Source organism: Nannocystis bainbridge (assembly GCF_028368995.1).
Classification (GTDB): Bacteria; Myxococcota_A; Polyangia; order Nannocystales; family Nannocystaceae; genus Nannocystis; species Nannocystis bainbridge.
On the sequence record NZ_JAQNDL010000001.1, the window covers coordinates 1,337,989 to 1,361,576 of the forward strand.

A 23,588-nucleotide genomic window follows, 5' to 3' on the forward strand; every position below is an offset into this window, starting at 1 on the left:
CGGCCCCCGTGCGCGAGCACGACCTGAAATCCGCGCGCACTCGGTCCGCGATCGTCGGTCTCCGTGCGCGCCCGCGGCCGCCTCGAACGACCGCCCGCCGCGCTCGCCCGCGCGCCCGGACCTCCCTCGCAGTTCGCGTGTAATGCCTCCGGCGCTCGCGGTAAGACGCTCTGAGCCCCTCGCATGAGCGTCCCGAGCCCACGCGCCGCCCGCCTCGCGGCCAGTCACCTGCGCGCGGTCGAACCCGCCGGCGCGGAACTCGGCGCGCCCACCCCCGCCCTCGTCGCCCGCGCCTGCGCCGGTGAAGTCGCCGCCTGGGCCCACCTCTACCAGCTCTGTTACCCGGCCGTCTTTCGCCAGCTCCGCTACTACACCGGCGACACCGGCGTCGCCGAGGAGCTCGCCCAGGAGGCCTTCGCCCAGGCCATGGCCAGCCGCGAGCGCTTCGACCCTTCGCGCACCTTCCAGGCCTGGCTGCACGGCGTCGCCCTCAACGTCGTGCGCAAATACTGGCGCCGGCAACGCAACACCTCCGCTGCCCACGCCCGCCTCGAGGCCATGGGTCGCAGCTGCCCACCCGCCGGCGTCGGCCCCGACGACTTCCACCTCCAGCGCGAGCGCAGCCGCGTCCTCTACGCCGTGCTCGCCGAGCTGCCCGAGCGCCTGCGCGAGGCCTTCCTCGTGCGCGAGCTGCAGGGCCTGCCCAGCGACGAGGCCGCCGCCCTGCTCGGCATCTCGACCGGCAACCTCCACGTCCGGGTCTGCCGCGCCCGCGCCCACATCCACGCCGAGCTGCGCCGCCTGGGCTGGCTGCCCGGAGGTGCGCCGTGACCGACGATCGCCGCCTCGATCCGTTCCTCGCCGCCGCCGCCGCCGAGGCCGAGCGCAGCGCCACGCGCCCGCCGCCCAGCTTCGCCGCCGTGCTCGCGCGCGCCCACAGCCTCGCCCCCGACGCCGTGGCCCCGCCGGCCGCCGCGCCCACGCTCTCTGCATTGCCCTTCGGACATGTTCTTTACGACATGCCCGATGCGCCATCCTCCCCCGCCACCGCGCGGCCTCCCGGACACGCCCCGTCCGCCGGACCCGACGCGCCCCCGGCACGGACCGCAGGGCCATCCCCCGACCCGCACGCCGCCGACCTCGCGCCCTTCCTCACCGCCGCGCGCGGCCTCACCGACGCCGACGTGGCAGCGCAGCTGCGCCGCCCGCTCCCGCCGCTCCCGCGCCCGCGCCCACGCGTCCCCCTGCTCGTGTGGGCGGCCGCCGCCGCGCTGCTGCTGCTGGCCGGCGCCGGCGCCCTACGTCGCCTCGCCGATCCCGCCCACGCCGATCGCACCGCAGCCCAGGCCGACGACACCGTGCGCGGTCGCCCGCAGCAGCACCAATCCGAGCCGCGCGTCCCGTCCAGCAATGTCCGTAACGACATGTCCGATAGAACAGGTCCGGAAGGCCATATCGCCGACCACCCCGCCGAACATGTCCCAGCGCCCCAGGCACCCGCCGCACCTGCCCAAAAAGACATCTCACCTCTCAAGCCCGCGCCATCCCCTGTCTCCGCGGCCCGCAAGCCGGTCACCGACGCGCTCGCCGATCAGCTCGCCCGCCTCGACGACGAGGCCGAGGCCCTGCTCCTCGCCGGCGCTCTCGATCAGGCCGACGCGCGCTATCAGCAGATGATCGCCATCGGCGGGCGGCGAGCTGCCGTCGAGCACGCCTTCGCCGATCGCTGGCTGCTGGCCCGGCGCCAGGGCGACGACGCCGGCCACCGCCAGCTCCTGCACGCCTACCTCAAAAAATTCCCGCGCGGTCGGTTCGCCGACGAGGCCAGCGCCGGCCTCTGTCGGCTCGCCGACGCCGACGCCCGCCCTGACTGCTGGCGGGCCTACCGCGAGCGCTTCCCCGCCGGCGCCTACCGCCGCGAGGCCGACGAGGCGGCCGTCCCATGAGCCCGCGTCGCCTGCTGCTCGTCCTCCCGCTGATGCTCGCCTGCGGCATCGACACCTACGTGCTCGAGTTCGAAAGCGCCGGCGAGCCCACCACCACCTCCTCCTCGTCCGCCGCCACCAGCGAACCTCCGACCACCGACGACCCCACCACGACCGAGCCCGGGCCCGACGACACCACTCAGGGACAGACCACCGACGTCTCCACCACCTGTCTCGGCCCCGCCTGCGAGGTCCTCCCCGACGGCGCCTGCGATCCCGAGAATCCCCTCGACCCCGACTGCGACGACCAGGTCTGCAACCTGGACGACCCGCTCGATCTCGACTGCGACGACGGCTGGTGTCCGATCGGCGACCCCGCCGACCCCGACTGTCACGACGGCGACTGCAACCCGCAGAACATGGGCGACGGCGACTGCGACGACGATTACTGCGACAAGTTCGACGGCGACGACCTCGACTGCGACGACGGCCGCTGCAACGTCATGCTCGATCCCGGCGATCCCGACTGCAGTGACGGCCAGTGCGACGGCGATCCCGGCGACCCTGAATGCATGCAGCCGTGCCAGCCGGGCGACCCGAATTGCAGCGACGGCACCTGCGATCCGATGAACCCCGCCGACCCCGACTGCATCGCGTGCATGGCCGACGCCGACTGCCCCCTCTCGCAGGTGTGCGTGAACGGCCTCTGTCAATGCAACGACGCCAACGACCCCGGCTGCGCCGGCGACGGCGTCTGCGATCCCGACCTCATGGGCGATCCCGACTGCGGCGACGGCGTCTGCGAGCCCATGCTGCCGGGCGATCCCGACTGCGGTGACGGCGTCTGCGATCCGATGAACCCCGCCGACCCAGACTGCTGAAAATCAAACTCTCTGCCCGGGCACCCATCCCCGTCCGGCCGCCTCTGTCCCCAAGGAGCTCCATGCGTCCCCAGTCCTTCCGCAACCCATCCTCAGTCCTGCTCTCATTCGCCTTGCTGTTCGGCCTCGCCTGCCAGATCGAGCTCAAGGGCGGCGACACGGCCGGCCTCGACGACGACGACACCTCCGGCGGCATGCAGCCCGTCTGCGATCCCAATCAGGTCATGGACCCCGATTGTTGGGACGGCGCCTGCGACCCGAACAACGCCGACAACGACCCCGACTGCTGGACGCCGCCAGGCGACGGCGTCTGCGAGATGGAGCCGAACGACCCGGATTGTCAGCCGCCGTGCCAGGGCGACGAGTGCCCCGACAACGTCTGCGATCCGATGAACCCTGCCGATCCCGACTGCGGCAGCGGCGGCGACGGCTGGTGCGACCTCGACATCATGGGCGACCCCGACTGCGGCGACGGCGTCTGCAACCCGATGAACCCCGGCGACCCCGACTGCCAGAGCTGCGACCCCAACCTGCCCGGGTGCGGCGGCGACGGCATGTGCGATCCGATGGACCCCGCCGATCCCGACTGCCAGAACCAGTGCAGCGCCGACGCCGACTGCCCGCAAGCCCAGGTGTGCATCAACGGCGCCTGCCAGTGCGCCGACCCGATGGATCCGAATTGCGGCGGCGGCGACGGCTGGTGCGACATCGACATCATGGGCGACCCCGACTGCGGCGACGGCGTGTGCAACCCGATGAACCCCGCCGATCCCGACTGCCAGAACAGCTGCCCGCCCGGCGATCCCAATTGCCCCGACAACGTCTGCGACCCCGCCAACCCCATGGACCCCGACTGCTGGTTCATGTGCGTCGCCGACTCCGACTGCCCCATGGGACAGGTGTGCATCGAGGGCCTGTGCGGCTGCGCCGACCCGAACGACCCCCAGTGCGGCGGCTCCGACGGCGTGTGCGACCCGATGAACCCCGCCGATCCCGACTGCTTCCAGTGCGACCCCGCCGATCCCATGTGCTTCGACGGCTTCTGCGATCCCATGCTGCCGGGCGACCCCGACTGCGGCTTCGTCTGCACCAGCGACGCCGACTGCGGCCCCGGCAACGTGTGCGTCAACGGGGCCTGCGAGTGCTTCGGCGTGTCCTGCCCGGACGGCGTGTGCGACCCGAACGCGCCCCAGGACCCCGACTGCCAGCCCCCGGCCTGCATGAGCGACGCCGACTGCCCGCTCGCGCAGGCCTGCCTCATGGGTCTGTGCCTGTGAGCCGCCCGCGCTGCTAACATCCGCCGCCCCGCATGACGCAGGCGGCGCTCCTCCTCGCGGCGCTGCTCGCCGCTCCTGCTCCGGCGACGCCGACCCTCGCGCCGCCGGCCGCGGCCCTGCGCGCGCCCACGCTCGTCGTGCGCGCGCGCGGCCTCGACGAGCGGGCCCTCGCCGGCGCCCTGCGGCCGCGCTCCGGCGGCGCCGAGGTCGTGCTCTTGCGCGACGTCGCCAGCGTCGACCCCGACCACACCTTCGTCGAGGTCGAGCAGCAGGCCGGCGAGCTCGCCGTCACCGTCATCCTCGGCGACGGTCGCGTGTTCGTCCGGCGCGGTCCCGGCGGCGGCCCGCGCGACGCCGCCCGCCTGTGCGCCTCGATGCTGGCCGCCATCGCCGACGACGCCCTCGCCCCCCTGCCCGAGCGGGCCGCCAGCCCCGCCCTCGCCGCAGCGCCTTCGGGACAGGTCCCCGAGGACATGTCCCAAGAGCCCGACGCTGCGGACGCCGGTCTCACCGTGACGACACCTCCCGCCCCGCCGCAGGTCGTCCCGCCACCACCTGACCCCGAGAACATGTCCCCCGCGCCAGCCGCCGAGGACCTCGTCGAGCCGACCCCCGCGCCGGTCGCTGCCTCACCTGGCCAGGAGGACAGGCGACTCGCGCTCACCGTCGGGCTCGCCGGCGGGCCGCTCTTTGGCCTCCGTCCCGACCCCGGCGTGCGCGGTGGCGGTGGCGAGGTCCGCGTCGATCTCCGCGGATCGCGGCCGTGGCTCGTCACCGCGGGCCTGCGCGCGATCGGTCAGACGGCCGTCAGCACGGGTTTGCAAAGTCGTGAAGAGCGCTTCGGGCTCGCCCGCGTGCGCGTCAGTTTTGGGGTCGGTGCGTGGCTCGTGCGGCGCCGGTTCGAGCTGCGCGCGACCGCGAGCCTCTCGCTCGAGCCGTGGTGGATCACCCACCATAGTCGTCGCGTCGCCCTCGGCGAATCCACAGTTCCCGCGCCGCTGCTCGGCGGGCTCGTCCGTATCACTCCGACCTTCGTGGTCTCGCAGCGGATGAGTCTGGGCCTATTCGCCGAGCTGGCCGCCAGCGCGACCCCGACCGGCAACGCCGTGCGCGTCCGCTTCGGGGACGCGCGCATCTTCAGCGCAGGCGGCATCGAACTCGGCTTCGGCATCGAGCTGCGTGTGCGTGCGTGGTCGAAACCGCCAAAACAGGGGTAAGCGCAGGGCGCCGCTGGCAGCCCCGTGTTCCCCGTGCGGGCCTCTGCATTCGAACGCCTGGCGCCCAGGCTCATCCGCAAAGTTGTGACGTGGACTACGGCCCCCGTGACATGCGCGGTTGCTCGACCTCCGCCCCCCTCTTGTTCTTGCCACGACATTGGCCTATAGCGGCGATGATGCTGCGGACCGTCTGTACACGCACCCTCATGATACTGCCCCTGCTCGCGGTCGCCTGTGAAGGCGACGACGGCGGGCGATTCGGGGACGAGACCGGCAATCAGCCGATCGACGTCCCGGACCCGGCCGACCCGCCGGAGGCCGATCCGGGCGAGTTCCTCGAGGGCATCGACGGCGAGTTCGTCCGCGCCTCCGAGGAGTTCGGCGTCCCGGTCGTGATCCTCAAGGCCGTGGGCTTCGTCGAGTCGCGCTGGGAGATGGTCGAGGGCCAGGTCGAGTTCGAGGGCCGCGACGCGGCGTTCGGCACCATGGCGCTGCGCGGCGTCAACCTCGAGCGTGCCTCGCAGCTGCTCGATCTCCCGGTCGACGACATCAAGTCCGACCGCGAGACCAACATCCGCGCGGCCGCGGCTGTCCTGCGGGACATGGCCGACGCCGAGGGCATCGACCTCGACGACCTCGGCGCGTGGGCCCCGGCGATCGCCGCTCTGGCTGACATCGGCGACAAGGACGCCTCGATCGCCTACATCCACTACGACGTCTACGGCGTGATCAAGAACGGCCTCGTGGTCACCGACAACGACGGCAACGTGATCTCGGAGATCAAGCCCGAGCCGATGGTGGAGCCCAACTACGACGGCACCGGCGGCCCGGTCCTCAACACCAACCCCGACTACGCGGGCGCGAAGTTCCGCCCCTCGCCGAGCTCGAACTACGGGGAGCGCTCCAAGACGGTGCGCATGGTCATCATCCACTCGTGCGAGGGCGCCTACTCGGGCTGCTGGGGCTGGCTGGTCAACTCGCAGTCCGGGGTCAGCGCCCACTACGTGGTCAAGGAGGACGGCTCCGAGATCTCGCAGCTCGTCAAGGAGAGCAAGCGCGCCTTCCACATCGCCGCGGCCTACAAGAAGAGCCTCAACGGCGGCCAGGAGCCGCAGTTCGAGGGCGTCAGCAGCAACCACTTCACCGTCGGCATCGAGCACGCCGGCTTCGCCAAGCAGGCGACCTGGAACTCCAACCTGATCGATCAGTCGGCCAAGCTGGTGTGCGACATCACCAAGCGCCACGCCATCCCGATCGACAAGTACCACATCGTCTCGCACGGCCAGCTGCAGCCCAACAACCGCATCGACCCGGGCCCGAACTGGCCGTGGGCGACGTACTTCAACAAGATCAGCGCCGCGTGCGGCGGCCAGCCTGCCGACCCGCCGCCGGTGGAGCCGGATCCGAACGACCCGGTGCCGCCCGACCCGATGCCCGAGCCCGAGCCCGAGCCCGAGCCGCCGCCGCCGCAGGGCACCGACCCGGCCGAGATCATCGTCGACAGCGCCAACGGCAACAACAACGCCGCGATCGCCAAGTTCAACGCCTCGGCCAACTGGGCCGCCACCGCGTCGACGCCGGGCTTCTACGGCAGCAACTACGTGTTCGCCTCGGTCTCGCCGATCAGCGACGCCGCCGAGTTCTCGTTCTTCCTCAACAAGGCCGGCAGCAAGAAGGTCCAGATCTGGTACACGGCGGGCGCCAACCGGGCCCCCGACGCCCCGATCGTCGCCTTCGACGCCCAGGGCAAGAACCTCGGCACCGTGAAGGTCAACCAGCAGGCCAACGGCAAGCAGTGGGTCGCCGTCGGCACCTTCAACTTCACCGCTGGCTGGAACAAGGTCGCGGTGTCGCGCTGGACCACCGGTAACTTCGTCGTCATCGCCGACGCTGTCCGGATCACCAACTGATCCGGCGCGGCTCGCCGCGTAAGACCCGCCTGCGCGCCGCGCCGGCGGGTCTCTTCGTTCATTCGTCGTAGTTGTACGCCACCGAGTATTCGACGCAGGCGTCGGCCGGCGCCTGGTCGAGGCGGATGAACACCCGCGCGTTGTCGTTCAGGAGCGTGCAGTCGAGGTTGAAGTCGACGTCGCCGTCGCCGCAGCAGCCGGGGTGACCGCCGGGCGAGGCGACCTCGCTGGTGCCGTTGGGACAGTTGATGTTGGCGGTGCCCTGGTCGCAGTCGGCGAACACGCACAGGCGCACGTCGTCGCTGGCGGTCAGCGTGTGCGCGGTGTTGGGGCCGATGACGCACAGCGCGTTCCACACCCCGTAGTATGAGAACCAGTCGGCGTCGCCGTCGCCGTCGAGCACGCCCTCGACCGTCTGCGCCATCGCCCCGCAGCCCTGCTCGCCGAGGTCGATCGCGTTGGCCTCGCTGTTGTTCGGCTCCGGCCCCGGGTCGTCGCAGGTCGGCCCGCCGGTGGTCGTCGTGGCGTCGGTGTCCCCCTCCGTCGTCGTCCCCTCCGTCGTCGTCGCGGCCTCGGTGGTGCTCGCGGTCGGCTCCAGCGTGCCTTCGCCGTTGGAGTCCGAGCCCCCGCCCTCGCACTCGCACATCCCGTAGCTCTTGCCGTCGGGGTTGCAGTCCTGCGAGCCCATGTTGCCGGTCGGGCACGTGCACGCGGCGCTCGACCCCGGCACGCACAGCTGGCCGCTCCCGCTGGTCGTCGGCGTGGCGGTCGTCGAGGTGTCGGTGTCGGTCCCGGTGCCCGTGCTGGTCCCGGTCCCGGTCTCGCTGGCGCCGTCGGTGCCGGTCTGGTCGGGGACTTCGCCGCACGCGACGGCCGCGAGCGCGCTGAGGAAGACGAAGGGAGAGATCCGCATGGTCTCCCCAGTATCACAGCAGGGTGACGCTCACGAGCGCGGCGTGCGAGGACGCGATGCGCCCCGACATCGCCGTACCCCCCTCCCGGGCCCAGCGAGCGCGACCGGAGTGCAACGAGTTCCACTCGCCCGAATGGCGGCACTCGACTTCGCCGCTGGCGACCTCGATCGATTCGCCGCGCTCGCAATCACCGCACCGTGAACGCCGCCGCGCGGGGGCTGCATTCGACATCCCGCAATTGCTAACCTGCGCCCGTGGCCGACACGATCGATTTCTTCTTCGACGTCATCTCGCCCTACGTGTACCTCGCCGACGCCCTGCTGCCGGGGCTGCGCGCGCGCCATCCGGGCCTCGTGATCGTGCATCGACCGGTCCTGTTCGCCGGCCTGCTCAAGCACTGGGGGCAGCTCGGCCCGGCCGAGATCGCCAGCAAGCGGGTGTTCATGTTCAAGGACATCCTGCGCCGCGCCGCCGAGCACGACCTCCCGCTGCGCGGCCCCGCCTCGCACCCGTTCAACCCCCTGCTCGCGCAGCGCACCATCCTCGCCGCCGCGCCGGAGCAGCGGGCCGCGGCGACCACCGCGATCGCGCGCGCCGGCTGGGCCGAGGGCGCCGAGCTCGGCGACCCGGCGACGATCGTCGCCGCCCTCGATCGCGCCGGTCTGCCCGGCGCCGCCCTGGTCGCCCGCGCCGGCGAGGCCGACATCAAGGCCGCGCTGGTCCGCGAGACCGAGCAGGCCATCGCCCTCGGCGTGTTCGGCGTGCCGAGCTTCCTCGTCCGCGGCGAGCTCGTGTGGGGCCAGGACCGCCTGCGCGACGTCGAGGCCATCCTCGCCGGGCGCGACCCGGTGACCCCCGCCGCGGTCGAGTCGCTGCTGACCCGCCCCGCGTCGGCCAACCGCCGCTGATTCACACGTCGAGCGGGTAGTTCTCGAGCGACTCCGGCGCGCGTGGCGGCGGCGGCGGCGGCTTCTTGCCCTTCACCAGGTCCCACCACGCCCCCACGCCTGCGCGCAGGTCCTCGACCGCGAGGTACAGCGCCGGCACCAGGACCAACGTGATCCCGGTCGCGAACATCACCCCGAAGCCGAGGCTGATCGCCATCGGGATGAGGAAGCGGGCCTGGACCGACGGCTCGAGGATCATCGGCATCAGCCCGAAGAAGGTCGTCACCGACGTCAGCAAGATCGGCCGGAACCGGCGCACGCCGGCGGCGATGACCGCCTCGAAGTGACCGAGCTTGCGCGTGCGGCGGAACTCGTTGGTCGCGTCGATCAGCACCAGCGAGTCGTTCACGACCACCCCCGACAGCGCCACCATGCCCATCATGCTCATCATGCTCAGCTCGTAGCCGAGCAGGATGTGGCCGCCGATCGCCCCGACCAGGCCGAACGGGATCGCGGCCATGACGATGAGCGGCTGCACGTAGCTGCGGAACGGGATCGCCAGCAGGGCGTAGATCGCCAGCAGGGCCATCAGCGCGCCCGTCTTGAGGCTGGCGAACGACTCGGCCTGCTCGCGGTTCTCGCCGCCCATCTGCCAGCTGAGGCCCGGGTACTTGTCGGCCAGCCCGTCGAGCAGCTCCGCCTTGAGCTTGCCGTTGACCATGCCCGGGGTCGCCTCGCCCTCGCGCAGCTCGGCGGTGACGTGGACGATGCGCTTGCCGTTGGCGCGCTCGATCGACGGCCAGCTGCGGCCGCGCTCGATCACCGCCGCCTCGTTGAGCGGCACCTCCCCGCCCTGCGGCGTGCGGATCAGCAGCTCCTCGATGTCGTGCTCGCTGCGCCGCTCGTCGAGCGGCAGGCGGGCGATCACCCGCACCTCGTCGCGGCCGTCCTGCTGGCGCAGCGCCTCGGCGCCGAAGAACGCCCCGCGGACCTGGCGGGCGATGTCCGTCGAAGTCAGCCCGAGCGTGCGCGCCTCGGGCGTCAGCGTCAGGTCGAGCTGCGGCTTGCCGAGCGCGACCCCGTTCTCGACGTCGTGCACCCCGGCGTAGCCGCGCAGCACCGCGGTCACCTCGTCGGCGGCCCGCTCGAGCACTTCCTCGTCGACGTGGCTCAGCTCGACGTCGACCGGCTTGCCGGCGCTCGGGCCCATGTTGGCGCTGAAGTTGATCGTCTTCGCCTCGGGCACCGGTCCGACGCGCTTGCGCCACTCGGCCGCGAAGTCACCGGTCTTGAAGTCGCGCAGGTCGCTCGGCACGAAGAACACGCGCACGTTGGCGACGTGGCCGCCCGAGGCCCCGCTGGCGCCGCCCGGGCCCATCACCGGCCCGCGCGAGCCGACCTGGGCGAACAGCCCGCGCAGCACCTCGTCGCCGCCGTACTCCTTCACGACCTCCTGGGCCGCGCGGACCATGCGCTCCTGGACCCGGCGGGTCTGCTCGACCGACGACCCGTACGGCAGCTCGACCGCCGCGGTGACGACGTCGCCCTCGATGCCGGGCAAGAAGCGGAACCCGATCAGCCCCGACGCGACGTACGTCAGCGTCAGCAGCAGCGTCGCCACCCCGAGCGTCAGCGTGAAGTAGCGGAACCGCAGCGCCGCGCGGGCGAACGGCGTGTAGACCTTGTCGATGAAGCGGTCGAGCGCGACCACGAAGCGCTGCTGGAACTTGAAGATCGCCCCGTAGACGCCGCCCTCGGGCCGGGTCAGGTGCCCGAGGTGGGCCGGCAGGATCAACAGCGACTCGACCAGCGAGAAGATCAGCACCGTGATCACGATGACCGGGATCACGTTCATGAACTTGCCCATGAAGCCGGGCAGGAAGAACAGCGGCGTGAACGCGGCGACCGTGGTCAGCACCGAGAACACCACCGGGATGCCGACCTCGCGCGCGCCGCCGACCGCCGCGTCGATGTACGCCTCGCCGCGCTGGGCCCGCTCGAAGATGTTCTCGCCGATCACGATCGCGTCGTCGACGACCATGCCGAGCACGATGATGAAGGCGAACAGCGAGATCATGTTCACCGACACGCCGAGCAGCGGCATCAGGAACAGCGCGCCGAGGAACGACGTCGGGATGCCCCACGCGACCCACAGCGCCACCCGGATCTCGAGGAACAGGCTGAGGCACAGCACCACCAGGATCAGCCCGCTCCGCGCGTTGCGCATCAGCAGGTCCATGCGCTGGGCGTAGATCTCGGACATGTCCTGCCACTGGGCGATCGACACGCCCGCGGGCAGCTGCGCCTGGTACTTCGCGGTCAGCTCGCGCACCGCCTCGGCGACCGCGAGCGGCTTCTGCGAGCCGATCCGGTACACGCGGATCATCACCGCCGACATGCCGGCGAAGCTGGCCGACTCGTCGGTCTCGGCGAACGTCTCGCGCACGCGGGCGATGTCGCCGAGGCGGACCTCGGTGCCGGCGGTGCCGGTGACCACCGGGATCTCGGAGAACCCGCGCTCGTCCTCGCGGCGCTCGTCGGTGCGGACCAGGACCTCGCCGGTGGCCGTCTTGACCCCGCCGCCGGGCAGCTGCAGCGACGTCTGGCTGACCTTCTGGGCGATCTGCTCGAGCGTCAGGTTGTGCACCCGCAGCTGCTCGCGCGGGACCTCGATCGAGATCTCTTTCTTCGGCGCGCCGGCGAGGTCGGCCTGGGTGATCCGCGGATCGGAGAGATAGACGTCGCGGGCCTGCTCGGCGATCCGGCGCAGCACCCGCAAGTCCTGCTCGCCGTAGACCACCATCGAGATCACCTCGGAGCGGTTCGTGACCAGGCTGACGACCGGCCGCTCGGCGTCCTTCGGCAGCGAAGTGATGCGGTCCACCGCCGACTTCACGTCGGCCAGCACCTTCTCGTCGTCGGCGTCGATCGTCAGCTCGGCGCTGATGCGGGCCGCGCCCTCCGACGCGACCGCGACCACGCGCTTGACCCCGTCGATGCCGCGGACCGCCTCCTCGACCGCGAGCACGATGCCCTGCTCGACCTCGGCCGGGCTGGCGCCGGGGTACGGCACGCTGATCGAGACCATGTCGAGCTCGGTCTCGGGGAACACCTCCTGCTTGACGCGGCCGGCCATCAGCAGGCCGCCGACCAGCAGGAGGATCATCAGCAGGTTGGCGGCGACCGGGTTCTTCGCCATCCAGGCGATCGGGCCGCTGCCAGTCACCATGCCGGACGCACCTGAAGAATTCGAGTCCATGGCGCTCCTCGCTGCGTCCGCAGCCGGTCTCGTGTCAGTTGCTCGGCTGCGGCTTGGCGGCCGCGATCAGCGGCGGCGCGTCGCCCTCGATCGTCACTTGCAAGCCCTCGGTCGGGGTCGCCAGCGGCGTGGTCACGATCGCCTCGCCGGCCGCCAGCCCGCGCGCCAGCACCGTCGTCGCCGAGCGCCACACCACCTCGACCGCGCGCAGCGTCAGCTTGCCGTCGACCACCAGCCACACCTTGTCGTCGTCGACCATGGCGACCCGCGGGACCTCGGTGGTGTCGACCAGCGGCTGGCCGGCCAGCTCGACGCGCACCGAGCTGCCGAGCAGCAGCGGCAGGCGCGGGGTCGGGGCCGCCGCGGCCGGTGCGTCGCTGACCTTTGGGACCTGTCCGTAGAGACCTGTCCCGAGAGGATCGGGGACCGCCACCAGCACCCGGGCCATGCGACCGCGCGCGTCGACCTGGCCGAGCAGGCGCTCGACGTAGCCCTCGCGCTCGATGACCACGCCGGCGCCGGCGTCGTGGATGACCCGAGCCGGCGAGCCGCGCAGGCCGGTCGTGTTGACGCCGGGGATCTCCAGGTGCACGAGCTGCGACACCGGCACCGCGATCTCGACCCAGTAGCGGTCGATCGCCACCAGCGTCGCCAGCTGCGTCTGCGTCGTCACCACCTGCCCGAGCTCGACGGTCGCGTCGGTCACCATCGCGTCGAACGGCGCGCGGACCATCGTCCGCCCGAGGTCGCGCCGGGCCCGGCCGAACTGCTCGCGGGCGGCTTCGACGTTGGCCTGGGCGCTGCGCACGTGGACGTCTCGCAGCGCGAACTCGCGCGCGTGATCGGCCAGCGCGTCGGAGCGGCCCTGCCACTCGTATTCGGCGACCGTCTTGCGCCCGCGTTCGTCGGCGAGAGCGACCGAGGCCTGCTCGAGCGCGGCCCGCTGCGACGCGACCTGGGCCGACACGTCGCGCGCGTCGATGCGGATCAGCGGGTCGCCGCGGCGCAGCAGGCCGCCGGGGGCGAGCCCGTCGCTGCGCTCGACGACGCGGCCGTTGACCTCCGACGTGACGCGCAGCTGATGGACCGGCTTGACCTCGCCGAGCCCGCGCACGGTCACCGGATGCGCGCCGGGCAGCGCCCGTTGCACGACCACCGGCACGCTGCGGCGCTCGCTGGGCACCGCCTTGACCTCGGGCTTCATGCCGCGGATGACCTGCATCATCACGAACGCGACGACCACGACCATGACGATCAGGACACCTTGAGCCAGCGCTCGCTTCATCGTCGGGGGGCTCCGTTTGCCCGTGGGGCATAGCGCGGGCGCCTCCGGAAGTACATCGTTTCCCCGGAGCCGCCGACGTCGGAAACCTCCGGTCCCGGCGGCGAAACCGGCGCCGTGTCCCGCGGACGCCTCCGCGTCGCGACGGGGGTTTTCTCTTGCGCGCGCGGGACGATCTCGCGCCGCCCGGGGTCGCGCTGCGGTAGTCTCGGCGAGCACGCCGAGGCGTCGGGCTCGGGCGACGGACATGACGCGAGACCACGGCGACAACAAGCGCGGCCCCCTCGCCGACGAGTCCGAGCCCGACTGGCGCGACAGCTACGCGGCGGCGTTCCCCGGCAGCTCGGCCGAAGAAGTCACCGTCGACACGCTGGCCAACATGTCGGCGCTGCCCGACTCGTCGCACGGCCCCGACACCGACGCCGAGGACGAGCTGTCGGAGCCGGCGCGGCGGCCGGGCTACCTCGGCGAGTCGGCGCGGATCGGCAAATACGCCGTCCTGCGCCAGCTCGGCGAGGGCGGCATGGGCGTCGTCTATTCGGCCTACGACGAGGAGCTCGACCGCCGCGTCGCCCTCAAGCTCATCCGCCCCGGCCGCGACAACAGCCCGGCCAACCAGGCGCGCATGCAGCGGGAGGCGCGGGCGATGGCCCGGCTGTCCCACCCCAACGTCGTTCAGGTCTACGAGGTCAGCCGCTTCGAGCAGCAGGTCTACCTCGCCATGGAGTTCGTCCAGGGCCGCACGCTCGGCAGCTGGCTCAAGGCCCAGCCGCATACCTGGCAGCAGGTCCTGGACGTGATGGTGCAGGCAGGCCGGGGTCTGTCGGCCGCACACCAGGCCGACATCGTCCACGGCGACTTCAAGCCCGACAACGTGCTCATCGACGAGCACGAGCACGCGCGGGTCGTCGACTTCGGGCTCGCGCGCGCGGCCCCGCGGTCCGAGCCGGGCCTCAGCGCCTCGGGCCTGCGACGCGACGCCGCGGCGGCAGATCCCGCCGCCAGCGGCCGGGTCAGCATCGCCGGCGGCGCCGTCGGGGCCATGGGCGGCGAGCCGGAGCACCGCCACACCTCCGAGTCCGACGACGGCGTCCCGCTCCTCGACCCCGGCCGCAGCGGCGGCGGGCGGGTCGCCGGCACGCCCGCGTACATGGCCAGCGAGCAGCACGCCGGCCGCCACGCCGACGCGCGCACCGACCAGTTCAGCTTCGCCGTCACCCTCTACAGCGCGCTGTACGGCCACCACCCGTTCGCCGGCGGCAGCCTGCTCGAGCTCGTGATCAACGTCAGCGACGGCAAGATCCGCCCGCCGCCCGCCGACTCGCCGGTGCCCGCGGGCGTGCACGCTGCCATCGTCCGCGCCCTCGACCGCGACCCCGAGTACCGCTACGCCACCATGAGCGACCTGCTCGACGCGCTCAACCGCGGCTCCGGCCGCGCGCGCGACCCCGAGTTCGACCTCTCGGTCGCGCGCCCGCAGCGGGTCATGCTGTCGATGATCATCCCGGCCAGCATCCTGGCCATCACCGTCGTCCTGATCGTGTACAGCCCCGAGGGCAGCCTGTTGCCCTCCGCCGCCAGCAACGCGATCGCCGGCGCCGTCATCAACGTGGTCCTGTTCGGCCTCATCTTCGCGTACCGCGGCAACTTCTTCAAAAACACCATCAACCGCCGCGTCATGGCCTGGCTGGTCGTCTCCTCGCTGGCGATGCTGGTCCACCGGACGGCCGCGGTCGTGCTCGGCACCCCGGTCGCGACCACCATGGTCAACGACCTGCTGATGCTCGGCGCCATCGCCACCATGGCGGGCATCGCCATCGAGCGCTGGATCTGGTACGCCGCCGGGGTCATGCTCGCCGGCGCCCTGCTGTGCGCCGCCTTCCCGGCGGTCTCCTCGCTGATCCTGGTCGGCTCGCTGGTGGCGGTGTTCCTGCTCGCCTTCCGCTTCTGGAGCCGCTAGCCCGCGCCATGTCCACCAGCGCCCAAACCTTCGCCGAGCGGGTCGAGCGGGGCCTCCTGCACGCCTACCACGGCGACGTCGTCGACCACGCCGCGCGCTACGCCGTGCGCACGGGTCACTACCCTTCCGACCTGTCCGGAAGGACATTCACCACCGTCTTCCCGTACCAGGCCATCCACGAGCACCACGAGCTCAACGTCAACCCGCACATGCTCACCGCCAGCGGGCGGCTGTTGACCCTCGACCTCGAGCCGCACCGCGACGGCGGCAACGTGTTCATCCGCGCCGCCACCCGCTTCATCGAGAACCAGAGCTGGCACCTGCGCAAGCTGGCGCCCGAGGCGTTCGTGCGCACCGACTTCGCCGAGTTCTCGTGGTTCGGCACTTCCAACCTCACCAACACCTCGCCGATCCCGACCTTCCCGGTCGGCGCCCACGACGGCAAGGCCGGGCGGCGCCTGCTGCTGTCGTACGACGCCGGCCGCCCGGTCGAGGTCTCGCCGAAGACGCTCGAGCACATCACCCCGGTCGGGCGCCCGGGCGACTACCACACCGCCGTCGGCAGCTCGTTCAGCCCGATGATCATGACCACCGGGCACCCGGTGTACGACCCTGACTTCGAGCCGGGCAAGCCGCGGCTGCTCTATACCAACATCGTCCCGCGGGTCGCCGACTTCCTCCACGTCAACAAGCCGATCCGCGCCGACCTCTACATCACCACCTGGGACGGCGGCCCCGCCCCGCCGACCCCGCCGCTGCGGGTCACCGTCGACGGCCACGGCGTGATCCTCGGCCACGCCAGCGTCCACCAGATCTGCCTCACCCGCAATTACCTGGTCGTCTTCAACGCCAACCTGGTCCTCAACACCTCGTCGCTGGTCGAGCCGCTGACGCCGCTGCTGTGGAAGTGGCTGGTCGAGAGCCGCACGATCGAGGTCCCGCGCAACCTGCGGGTGCTGTACCGCTGGCTGCGGATCCGCCTGCGCGAGGCCACGCCCGACCACGTGTGCCCGGTCTACTTCATCCACAAGGACGACATCCGCCGCGCCCTCGCCTCGGGCGCGCGCGACCTGCCGGCGAAGCGCGTCGACCTGATGTGGGAGCTGACGCATGCGCTGACCGACTACGACGACGACGGCGACGTCGTCACGATCTTCGCCCAGCACAACGTCGGCGCCGACCCGGCCGACCAGATGGAGGCGGGCGATCGCCTGATCGGCGGCGGCATCGTGCCCGACAGCCTGCTCGGCATGTTCTCGTCGGCGACCGACCTCAACCAGGTCCGCCGGCACGTCGTCGACCTGCGCCGCGGCACCGTCGAGACGCGCGCGTTCCCCCACCCCGACGACCGCGAGAACTTCCCGCTCGGGCTCAACATCCTGCCGCCGCTGCAGATCTCGCCGTACCTGTCGGAGCACGACACGTCGGGCACGCCGAACCTGCTCCGCACCTGTCGCCGCCTCGACGCCACCTACTGGGTCGCCGGCGGCTGGCTGCCGCAGACGATGAGCGCGCGGGTGTTCGCCAACTTCCGCCGCGGCCGCCCCGACGAGGCCTGGCCGCCGCGCCGCCTGCTCCCCGAGCCCGAGTTCGTCGAGCGCATCGCCGACCCGAACAACACCGTCCGCTTCTACCGCCTCGACCACGAGATGCGGCTCGACAGCTGCTTCACCTTCGAGCCCGGGTTCTTCATGGCGGCGCCGATCTTCGTGCCGCGTCCGGACAGCCAGAGCACCCGCGACGGCTACATCGTCGCGCTCGTGTGGGGCCCGGACCACCCCGACATGGAGATCTGGATCTGGGACGCCGCCCAGCCGCTCGACCGCGGCCCGATCTGCACCCTCGGCCCCGGCCCGCACGAGCAGGGCATCCGCCCCGGCTTCCCGCTCCACAGCGCGTGGGTCGACCGCGGCGGCATCGACGAGTGGGAGCGCCCGCCCTACGAGGTGCCCACCATCGAGATGCCGACCTACCTCAAGCTGCTCGAGCTCGGCACGATCGGCGCCGGCGTGCTGCGCCGGCTGTGGCAGCAAGGCCGATGACCTGCCCCTCGGGGCATGTCCTCGAGGTCATGTCCTAAAGCGCATGTCCCCGAGGGCATGTCCCCGCGGACATATCCCATCATCGACCGCCGAGCGCCGCGGCCAGGCTGCGCCGGCCCTGCTCCATCACCCGGTGGTGGCTGCCGGCCATCCACCGCTTCACCGGCGGCAAGCGGGCCAGGGCCCGCAGCAGCGGGCGCCCCAGGTCGACCTCCCACAGCATCGTCACCTGGGTGCCGCTCGCCGTCGCCGTCAGGTCCCACGTCCCGCGGCCGACGAGGTCGCCGTCGGCGGTGAACTCGAGCCGGCGCGGCGGCTCGCGCAGCGTCACGCGCTGGACGAACGCGAGGGTCAGGCCGAAGTCGCCGCGGACCCGGCAATGGACGAGGTCGCCGGAAGCGTCGCCGGGCTCGGCGCGCTCGAAGCCCGGCCACCAGCTCGGATAACGCGGCGCGTCGGCGACCCACCGCCATACCGCCGCGGGGTCCGCGGCGAACGCCCACTCGCTGCGCAGACGGAACGCCGGCATCGCGCCAGACATAGCAGACTCGGCCGAGGCGGCGCGTTGACGGCCGCCGCGCGGCGATGCAAACCTCGCGCGCGGTGGATGTCCCGGCGCTCGAGACCGATGTCGTGATCCTCGGCGGCGGAATCGCCGGCCTCACCTGCGCCGTCGGCCTGCTCGGCTCCGGCCTGCGCCTCGTCGTGCTCGAGCGCGATCGATTGCTCGGCGGGCGGGCGCGCAGCTGGGCCGACCCGACCACCGGCGACCCGGTCCACGTCGGCCCGCACATCGTCACCAACTACTACCCCAACTTCTTCCGCCTGCTCGAACGCCTCGGCACCGCCGATCGCGTGGTCTGGGGCCCCGAAGAGGTCCTCTACACCATGTTCGACGGCGAGCGGGCCGTCGAGCTGCGGCGCTCCTCGTTGCCGCCGCCGGTGCAGATGCTGGCGACCCTGTGTGACGACCCTGCGCTCGGCCTGCTCGACCTGGCCTCGAACGCGACCTCGGTGCAGGTCGCGCTCGGCCTCGACGAGCGCGAGGTCCTGCGCCTCGACGATCTCGACGGCGCCGCCGCGCTCGCGGCCATGGGCGTCCGCCCGGCGATGCTGCGGCGCTACTGGCAGTTCGCCGCCATGTCGATCCTCAACACCCCGGTCGAGCGCTGCTCGGCGGGTTCGCTGATGCGCACGTTCCACCACGCGATCAGCCGCGACGCCGTGCGTATCGGCTTCCCCGGCTGCGGCCTCGGCGATCTGTTCGCCCCTGGCGCGCGCGCGGCGATCGAGGCCGCCGGCCACGCCGTGTGGACCGGCACCGCAGTGACCGAACTGCTCGGCGACGACGGTCGGGCCACCGGCGTGCGCCTGGCCGACGGACGTCAGCTGCGGGCGCGCCACGTCGTCAGCAGCTTGCCGCCCGCCGACCTCGCCGCCCTCGTGCCCGATCGCTGGCGCCACCTGCCCGGGCTCGACGCCCTGCCGTGGTTTCAGCCGGTCACCTACGTCAGCGTCTACTTGTGGTTCGACCGACGGATCACCCGGCGCCAGTTCTGGGCCCGCAGCTACGCCCCCGACGACCTCAACTGCGACTTCTACGACTACGCCAACATCTACCCCGACTGGGGCGATCGACCGTCGCTGATCGGCAGCAACATCATCGACGCCGCGCGGATCGCCGGCATGAGCGACGACGAGATCGTCGCTGGCACCCGCCGCGAGCTCGACGAGAACCTGCCGCAGGCCCGGACCGCCGAGCTGCGACACGCCGCCGTCCACCGGATCCCGCTCGCCGTGCAGGCGCCATTGCCTGGCTTCGAGGCGCGCCGGCCGACCGCCGACACCGCCGTCGCGGGCCTCGTGCTCGCCGGCGACTGGACCCGCACCGGCCTGCCCTCGTCGATGGAGGGCGCCGCCGCCTCGGGCTGGCGCGCGGCGGAGCTGGTGCGCACGCGCGAGGATCGGCCGCGCGCGCTCGTGCGACCGCTGCCGCCGCGCGGCGTGCTGGCCCGCGCCCTCATGCCGGTCTCGCGGCTGCGCCCGTGGCCCTCGCGGCTGCGCCGGGCCCTCTCGCGCGGCTGAGCGCCCCGGGACTCGAGCTCGCCGCACGCCTCGTCGCATGCGGATCGATCCGGAGCTCGAGCTCGTCGCCGCGGCGTCGGACCCTCTCGCGCTGGGGCTCACCCACGACCTCGAGTTCGCCCCGGCGAGCCAGCGGGCCTTGCGCGGCGCACCGACTTCGACGGTGGCCGTGCGCCTCGTCCGGGCGCCAGACCCTGCCCGCTCGCGCGCTCGCCTGCCGCGCCCATGCTGCCCGTCATGGGCGACGAGACCTGCGCCATCACCTTGAAGGTGAACGGGGCCACGCTGCGGCTGCAGGTCGCTCCCTGGACCACCTTGCTCGATCTGCTGCGCGAGCGCCTCGGCCTCACGGGCACCAAGAAGGGCTGCGACCACGGCCAGTGCGGCGCGTGCACCGTCCTCGTCGACGGCGTGCGCATCAACAGTTGCCTCAGCCTCGCCGTCATGCGCGACGGCGCCAGCGTCACCACGGTCGAGGGCCTGGCCGAGGGCGAGGCCCTGCACCCGCTGCAGCAGGCCTTCATCGATCACGACGCCTTCCAGTGCGGCTACTGCACCCCCGGCCAGCTGTGCTCCGCCGTCGGTCTGCTCGCCGAGGGCCACGCCAGCACCGACGACCAGATCCGCGAGCTCATGAGCGGCAACCTGTGCCGCTGCGGCGCCTACCCCAACATCGTCGCCGCGATCGGCCAGGCCATGCGGCCGCGGAGGAGCGCGTGAACCCGTTCGGCTACACCCGCGCCGGCGACGTCGCCGAGGCCGTGCGCACCGCCGCCAGCGACGGCGCGGCCCAGTTCATCGCCGGCGGGACCAACCTCGTCGACCTCATGAAGGAGCGCATCACCGCTCCCAGCCGCCTCATCGACATCACCCGCCTGCCGCTGCGCGCGGTCGAGTCACTGCCCGACGGCGGCCTCAAGATCGGCGCGCTCGTCAGCAACCACGACCTCGCCTACCACCCCGAGGTCGTCGCCCGCTATCCGCTGCTGTCGCAGGCGATCCTCGCCGGCGCCTCGCCGCAGCTGCGCAACATGGCCAGCACCGGCGGCAACCTGCTGCAGCGCACCCGCTGCTATTACTTCTACGACGCCGCCTTGCCGTGCAACAAGCGCGCGCCCGGCAGCGGCTGCCCGGCGCTCGCCGGCGTCAACCGGATCCACGCGATCCTCGGCGCCAGCGAGCAGTGCATCGCCGTGCACCCCTCGGACATGTGCGTCGCTCTGGCCGCGCTCGCGGCCACCGTGCACGTCACCGGCCCCGCCGGCTCGCGGACCATCGAGTTCGCCGCGTTCCATCGCCTGCCCGGCGACACCCCCGAGCGCGACACCAACTTGCAGCCAGGCGAGCTCGTCACCGCCGTGGAGCTGCCGCGCCAGGGCTTCGCCGCGCACGCGTCCTACCTCAAGGTCCGCGATCGTCACTCCTACGCCTTCGCCCTCGTCTCGGTCGCCGCGGCCCTCGAGCTCGAGGACGGCAAGATCGCCGAGGCTCGCCTCGCGCTCGGCGGCGTCGCCCACAAGCCGTGGCGCGACCCCACCGCCGAAGATCTGCTGCGCGGCCGCAGCCCCGACGACGCCCTGTTCGCCCGCGTCGGCGAGCACCTCGTGCGCGACGCTCGCGGCCGCGGTCACAACGACTTCAAGATCGCCCTCGTCCGTCGCGCGGTGGTCCGCGCGCTGCAGCAGGCGGTCGCCGGAGGATCGCAAGCATGACCACCGGCAAGCCCCACGATCGCGTCGACGGCCGGGCCAAGGTCACCGGCCAGGCCCGCTACGCCGGCGAGTTCTCGGCCCCCGACCTCGTGCACGGCGTCGTCGTCACCACCGCGATCGCCCGCGGCAAGATCGTCCGTATCGACGCCGCCGAGGCCCTGGCCCTGCCCGGCGTGCTGCAGGTATTTACCCACGAGAACGCCCCGCGGCTGGCCTGGCGCGACCGCAGCTGGCGCGACATGGTCGCCCCTGGCGGCTCGCCGCTGCGCCCGCTTCACGACGCCGAGATCCAATTCAGCGGTCAGCCCGTCGCGCTCGTGGTCGCCGAGAGCTTCGAGCTCGCGCGCCACGCCGCCGGCCTCGTCGTGGTCGTGGTCGAGGCCGCGCCGCACCAGACCCGCCTCGCCGAGGTCGAGGCCGAGGCGCACGAGCCGGCCCGCGGCAAGAAGGGCTACACCCCGCCGCCCAAGCCACGCGGGCGCGCCGACGAGGCCCTCGCCGCCGCGCCCGTGCGCGTCGAGGCGACCTACGAGCACCCGGCGCTGCACCACAACCCGATGGAGCCGCACGCCACCACCGTCGTCGTCGAGGCCGACGGCAACCTGACGATCCACGACAAGACCCAGGGCGTCGGCAACAGCCGCGACTACGTGTGCAAGGTGTTCGGCCTCTCGACCGACCAGGTCCGCGTCGTCACCCCGTTCGTCGGCGGCGGCTTCGGCTCCGGCCTGCGCCCGCAGTATCAATTGTTCCTCGCCGTCCTGGCCGCCCGCGAGCTGCGGCGCTCGGTCCGGGTCGTGCTCACGCGCCAGCAGATGTTCACGCTCGGCTACCGCCCGTGGACCCGCCAGCGCGTGGCGCTCGGCGCCGAGCGTGACGGCAGCCTGCGCGCGCTCGTGCACGAGGCCGTCGGCAACACCTCGCGCTTCGAGGACTACTGCGAGAACGTGGTCCCCTGGTCCGGCGTGCTCTACGAGTGCCCCAACACCCGGCTCGAGTACGGCGTGGCCCCGCTCGACCTCTACACCCCGATCGACGCCCGCGCCCCCGGGGCCGTCACTGGCCTGTGGGCCCTCGAGTCGGCGATCGACGAGCTCGCCGACGCGCTCGACCTCGACCCGCTGGCGCTGCGCCTGCGCAACTACGCCGAGGAAGATCAGGACCACCGGCGCCCGTTCTCGAGCAAGGCCTTGCGCGACTGCTACCGCGAGGGCGCGGCCAGGTTCGGCTGGCACCGGCGCTCGCGCGCCCCCCGATCGATGCGGGCCGGCCCGCTGCAAATCGGCTGGGGCATGGCCACCGGCATCTGGGAGGCGCAACAAGCCCCCTCGCAGGCCAAGGCCCTGCTCACCGCCGACGGCCGGCTGCACGTCGCCAGCGCCAGCGGCGAGATCGGCCCCGGCACCTACACGATCATGTCGCAGATCGCCGCCGAGCAGCTCGGCCTCCCGATCGCCGCCGTCCGCTTCGAGCTCGGCGACACCGCCTTGCCGCCCGCCATGATCCAGGGCGGCTCGGCCACCGCCTCCTCGGTCGGCTCGGCCGTGCTCGCCGTCTGCAAGGCGCTGCAGCACAGCCTCTTGAAGCTGGCGCAGACCATGCCCGACTCCCCGTTCGCCGGCCGCGGCCTCGACGACGTCGTGTTCCTCGATCGCGGCCTGCGCCTGCGCAGCGGCACCGCCGACGCCGTACCGATCGCCGCCATCATGCGCCACGCCGGCCTCGGCAGCCTCGCCGAGCAGGCCACCGCGATCCCCGACATGGCCCGCCAGTCACGCTACACCAGCAACGCTCACTCGGCCGTGTTCGTCGAGGTCGCGGTCGACGAGGCGCTCGGCACCGTCACCGTGAAGCGGGTCGTCAGCGCCGTCGCGGGCGGGCGGATCTTGAACCCCAAGACCGCGCGCAGCCAGATCCTCGGCGGCGTGGTGTGGGGCATCGGCATGGCGCTCGAGGAGCACAGCATGCTCGACCACGGGCTCGGCCGCTTCGTCAACCACAACCTCGGCGAGTACCACGTGCCGGTCCACGCCGACGTACCCGAGATCGACGTCCTGTTCGTCGAGGAGCGCGACGATGTCGTCAACCCGCTCGGCGTCAAGGGCCTCGGCGAGATCGGCATCGTCGGCGTCGCGGCCGCGATCGCCAACGCCGTCTTCCACGCCACCGGCAGGCGGATCCGCGAGCTGCCGATCACCCTCGACAAGCTGCTGTGAACGCCCGCGCAGCCGGCCGCT

General features: G+C 72.2%; 17 protein-coding genes. 13 read left to right on the top strand and 4 right to left on the bottom strand.

The window, feature by feature from the left end; genetic code table 11:
• Positions 1-183: 183 nt before the first annotated feature.
• The 6 genes from POL25_RS05300 (at position 184) to POL25_RS05325 (ending at position 7,210) form a co-directional block, all read left to right on the top strand.
• Entirely contained in the window at positions 184-831 is a 648-nt protein-coding gene (locus tag POL25_RS05300) for an RNA polymerase sigma factor (protein WP_272084741.1), read from the top strand.
• Positions 828-1,946 (top strand): hypothetical protein, encoded by a 1,119-nt coding sequence (locus POL25_RS05305; RefSeq protein WP_272084742.1) that lies wholly within the window; start codon positions 828-830, stop codon positions 1,944-1,946. The genes POL25_RS05300 and POL25_RS05305 overlap by 4 nt, the downstream gene beginning before the upstream one ends.
• Positions 1,943-2,806, top strand: coding sequence for a hypothetical protein (locus tag POL25_RS05310; RefSeq protein WP_272084743.1), 864 nt, complete (start codon positions 1,943-1,945; stop codon positions 2,804-2,806). Before POL25_RS05305 ends, POL25_RS05310 begins: the two co-directional genes overlap by 4 nt.
• Positions 2,807-2,868: 62 nt before the next feature.
• Positions 2,869-4,083, top strand: a complete 1,215-nt coding sequence (locus POL25_RS05315) for a hypothetical protein (protein WP_272084744.1) — start codon at positions 2,869-2,871, stop codon at positions 4,081-4,083.
• A gap of 32 nt (positions 4,084-4,115) precedes the next feature.
• Positions 4,116-5,300, top strand: coding sequence for a hypothetical protein (locus POL25_RS05320; protein WP_272084745.1), 1,185 nt, complete (start codon positions 4,116-4,118; stop codon positions 5,298-5,300).
• A gap of 206 nt (positions 5,301-5,506) precedes the next feature.
• Positions 5,507-7,210: a golvesin C-terminal-like domain-containing protein gene (locus tag POL25_RS05325; protein ID WP_272084746.1), complete on the top strand. Its 1,704-nt coding sequence runs from the start codon at positions 5,507-5,509 to the stop codon at positions 7,208-7,210.
• A gap of 58 nt (positions 7,211-7,268) precedes the next feature.
• On the opposite strand, the gene POL25_RS05330 is transcribed toward POL25_RS05325, so the two are convergent.
• Complete coding sequence (locus POL25_RS05330; RefSeq protein ID WP_272084747.1) at positions 7,269-8,123, bottom strand: hypothetical protein; 855 nt, start codon at positions 8,121-8,123, stop codon at positions 7,269-7,271.
• A gap of 255 nt (positions 8,124-8,378) precedes the next feature.
• On the opposite strand from POL25_RS05330, the gene POL25_RS05335 reads away from it, so the two are divergent.
• Positions 8,379-9,032: a 2-hydroxychromene-2-carboxylate isomerase gene (locus POL25_RS05335; protein ID WP_272084748.1), complete on the top strand. Its 654-nt coding sequence runs from the start codon at positions 8,379-8,381 to the stop codon at positions 9,030-9,032.
• Between the two features lies 1 nt (position 9,033).
• On the opposite strand, the gene POL25_RS05340 is transcribed toward POL25_RS05335, so the two are convergent.
• Positions 9,034-12,270 (bottom strand): efflux RND transporter permease subunit, encoded by a 3,237-nt coding sequence (locus POL25_RS05340; RefSeq protein WP_272084749.1) that lies wholly within the window; start codon positions 12,268-12,270, stop codon positions 9,034-9,036.
• A gap of 34 nt (positions 12,271-12,304) precedes the next feature.
• Complete coding sequence (locus tag POL25_RS05345) at positions 12,305-13,519, bottom strand: efflux RND transporter periplasmic adaptor subunit (protein ID WP_272084750.1); 1,215 nt, start codon at positions 13,517-13,519, stop codon at positions 12,305-12,307.
• Between the two features lie 280 nt (positions 13,520-13,799).
• Here POL25_RS05345 and POL25_RS05350 point away from each other — a divergent pair, with 280 nt between their 5' ends.
• Together POL25_RS05350 and POL25_RS05355 are read left to right on the top strand one after the other, a co-directional pair.
• The gene (locus POL25_RS05350; RefSeq protein WP_272084751.1) at positions 13,800-15,512 is read left to right on the top strand and encodes a serine/threonine-protein kinase; all 1,713 of its coding nucleotides are present in this window, start codon (positions 13,800-13,802) and stop codon (positions 15,510-15,512) included.
• Positions 15,513-15,520: 8 nt separating this feature from the next.
• On the top strand, positions 15,521-17,554 hold the full coding sequence (locus POL25_RS05355) for a carotenoid oxygenase family protein (RefSeq protein WP_272084752.1): 2,034 nt from the start codon (positions 15,521-15,523) through the stop codon (positions 17,552-17,554).
• A gap of 79 nt (positions 17,555-17,633) precedes the next feature.
• Here POL25_RS05355 and POL25_RS05360 read toward each other — a convergent pair whose 3' ends face one another.
• Positions 17,634-18,083, bottom strand: coding sequence for an SRPBCC family protein (locus POL25_RS05360; RefSeq protein ID WP_272084753.1), 450 nt, complete (start codon positions 18,081-18,083; stop codon positions 17,634-17,636).
• Between the two features lie 56 nt (positions 18,084-18,139).
• Here POL25_RS05360 and POL25_RS05365 point away from each other — a divergent pair, with 56 nt between their 5' ends.
• The 4 genes from POL25_RS05365 to POL25_RS05380 all read left to right on the top strand — a co-directional run bounded on the left by POL25_RS05365 (position 18,140) and on the right by POL25_RS05380 (position 23,567).
• Positions 18,140-19,639 carry a hydroxysqualene dehydroxylase gene (locus tag POL25_RS05365; protein ID WP_272084754.1) on the top strand — a complete coding sequence of 500 codons (1,500 nt, stop codon included), beginning with the start codon at positions 18,140-18,142 and terminating at the stop codon, positions 19,637-19,639.
• A 237-nt stretch (positions 19,640-19,876) separates the two neighbouring features.
• Positions 19,877-20,359 carry a (2Fe-2S)-binding protein gene (locus POL25_RS05370; RefSeq protein WP_272084755.1) on the top strand — a complete coding sequence of 161 codons (483 nt, stop codon included), beginning with the start codon at positions 19,877-19,879 and terminating at the stop codon, positions 20,357-20,359.
• A complete protein-coding gene (locus tag POL25_RS05375; RefSeq protein ID WP_272084756.1) occupies positions 20,356-21,351 on the top strand; it encodes an FAD binding domain-containing protein in 996 nt (331 codons plus the stop codon). The genes POL25_RS05370 and POL25_RS05375 overlap by 4 nt, the downstream gene beginning before the upstream one ends.
• On the top strand, positions 21,348-23,567 hold the full coding sequence (locus POL25_RS05380) for a xanthine dehydrogenase family protein molybdopterin-binding subunit (protein ID WP_272084757.1): 2,220 nt from the start codon (positions 21,348-21,350) through the stop codon (positions 23,565-23,567). The genes POL25_RS05375 and POL25_RS05380 overlap by 4 nt, the downstream gene beginning before the upstream one ends.
• Positions 23,568-23,588: the final 21 nt, after the last annotated feature.

Excerpts from the sequence above, each read along its gene's own strand:
- POL25_RS05355 (WP_272084752.1), top strand. The coding sequence starts at position 15,521 with ATGTCCACCAGCGCCCAAACCTTCGCCGAGCGGGTCGAGCGGGGCCTC.
- POL25_RS05325 (WP_272084746.1), top strand. The coding sequence starts at position 5,507 with ATGATACTGCCCCTGCTCGCGGTCGCCTGTGAAGGCGACGACGGCGGG.
- POL25_RS05330 (WP_272084747.1), bottom strand. The coding sequence starts at position 8,123 with ATGCGGATCTCTCCCTTCGTCTTCCTCAGCGCGCTCGCGGCCGTCGCG.
- POL25_RS05300 (WP_272084741.1), top strand. The coding sequence starts at position 184 with ATGAGCGTCCCGAGCCCACGCGCCGCCCGCCTCGCGGCCAGTCACCTG.
- POL25_RS05320 (WP_272084745.1), top strand. The coding sequence starts at position 4,116 with ATGACGCAGGCGGCGCTCCTCCTCGCGGCGCTGCTCGCCGCTCCTGCT.
- POL25_RS05310 (WP_272084743.1), top strand. The coding sequence starts at position 1,943 with ATGAGCCCGCGTCGCCTGCTGCTCGTCCTCCCGCTGATGCTCGCCTGC.
- POL25_RS05350 (WP_272084751.1), top strand. The coding sequence starts at position 13,800 with ATGACGCGAGACCACGGCGACAACAAGCGCGGCCCCCTCGCCGACGAG.
- POL25_RS05315 (WP_272084744.1), top strand. The coding sequence starts at position 2,869 with ATGCGTCCCCAGTCCTTCCGCAACCCATCCTCAGTCCTGCTCTCATTC.
- POL25_RS05360 (WP_272084753.1), bottom strand. The coding sequence starts at position 18,083 with ATGCCGGCGTTCCGTCTGCGCAGCGAGTGGGCGTTCGCCGCGGACCCC.
- POL25_RS05345 (WP_272084750.1), bottom strand. The coding sequence starts at position 13,519 with ATGGTCGTGGTCGTCGCGTTCGTGATGATGCAGGTCATCCGCGGCATG.
- POL25_RS05370 (WP_272084755.1), top strand. The coding sequence starts at position 19,877 with ATGGGCGACGAGACCTGCGCCATCACCTTGAAGGTGAACGGGGCCACG.
- POL25_RS05340 (WP_272084749.1), bottom strand. The coding sequence starts at position 12,270 with ATGGACTCGAATTCTTCAGGTGCGTCCGGCATGGTGACTGGCAGCGGC.
- POL25_RS05365 (WP_272084754.1), top strand. The coding sequence starts at position 18,140 with ATGCAAACCTCGCGCGCGGTGGATGTCCCGGCGCTCGAGACCGATGTC.
- POL25_RS05380 (WP_272084757.1), top strand. The coding sequence starts at position 21,348 with ATGACCACCGGCAAGCCCCACGATCGCGTCGACGGCCGGGCCAAGGTC.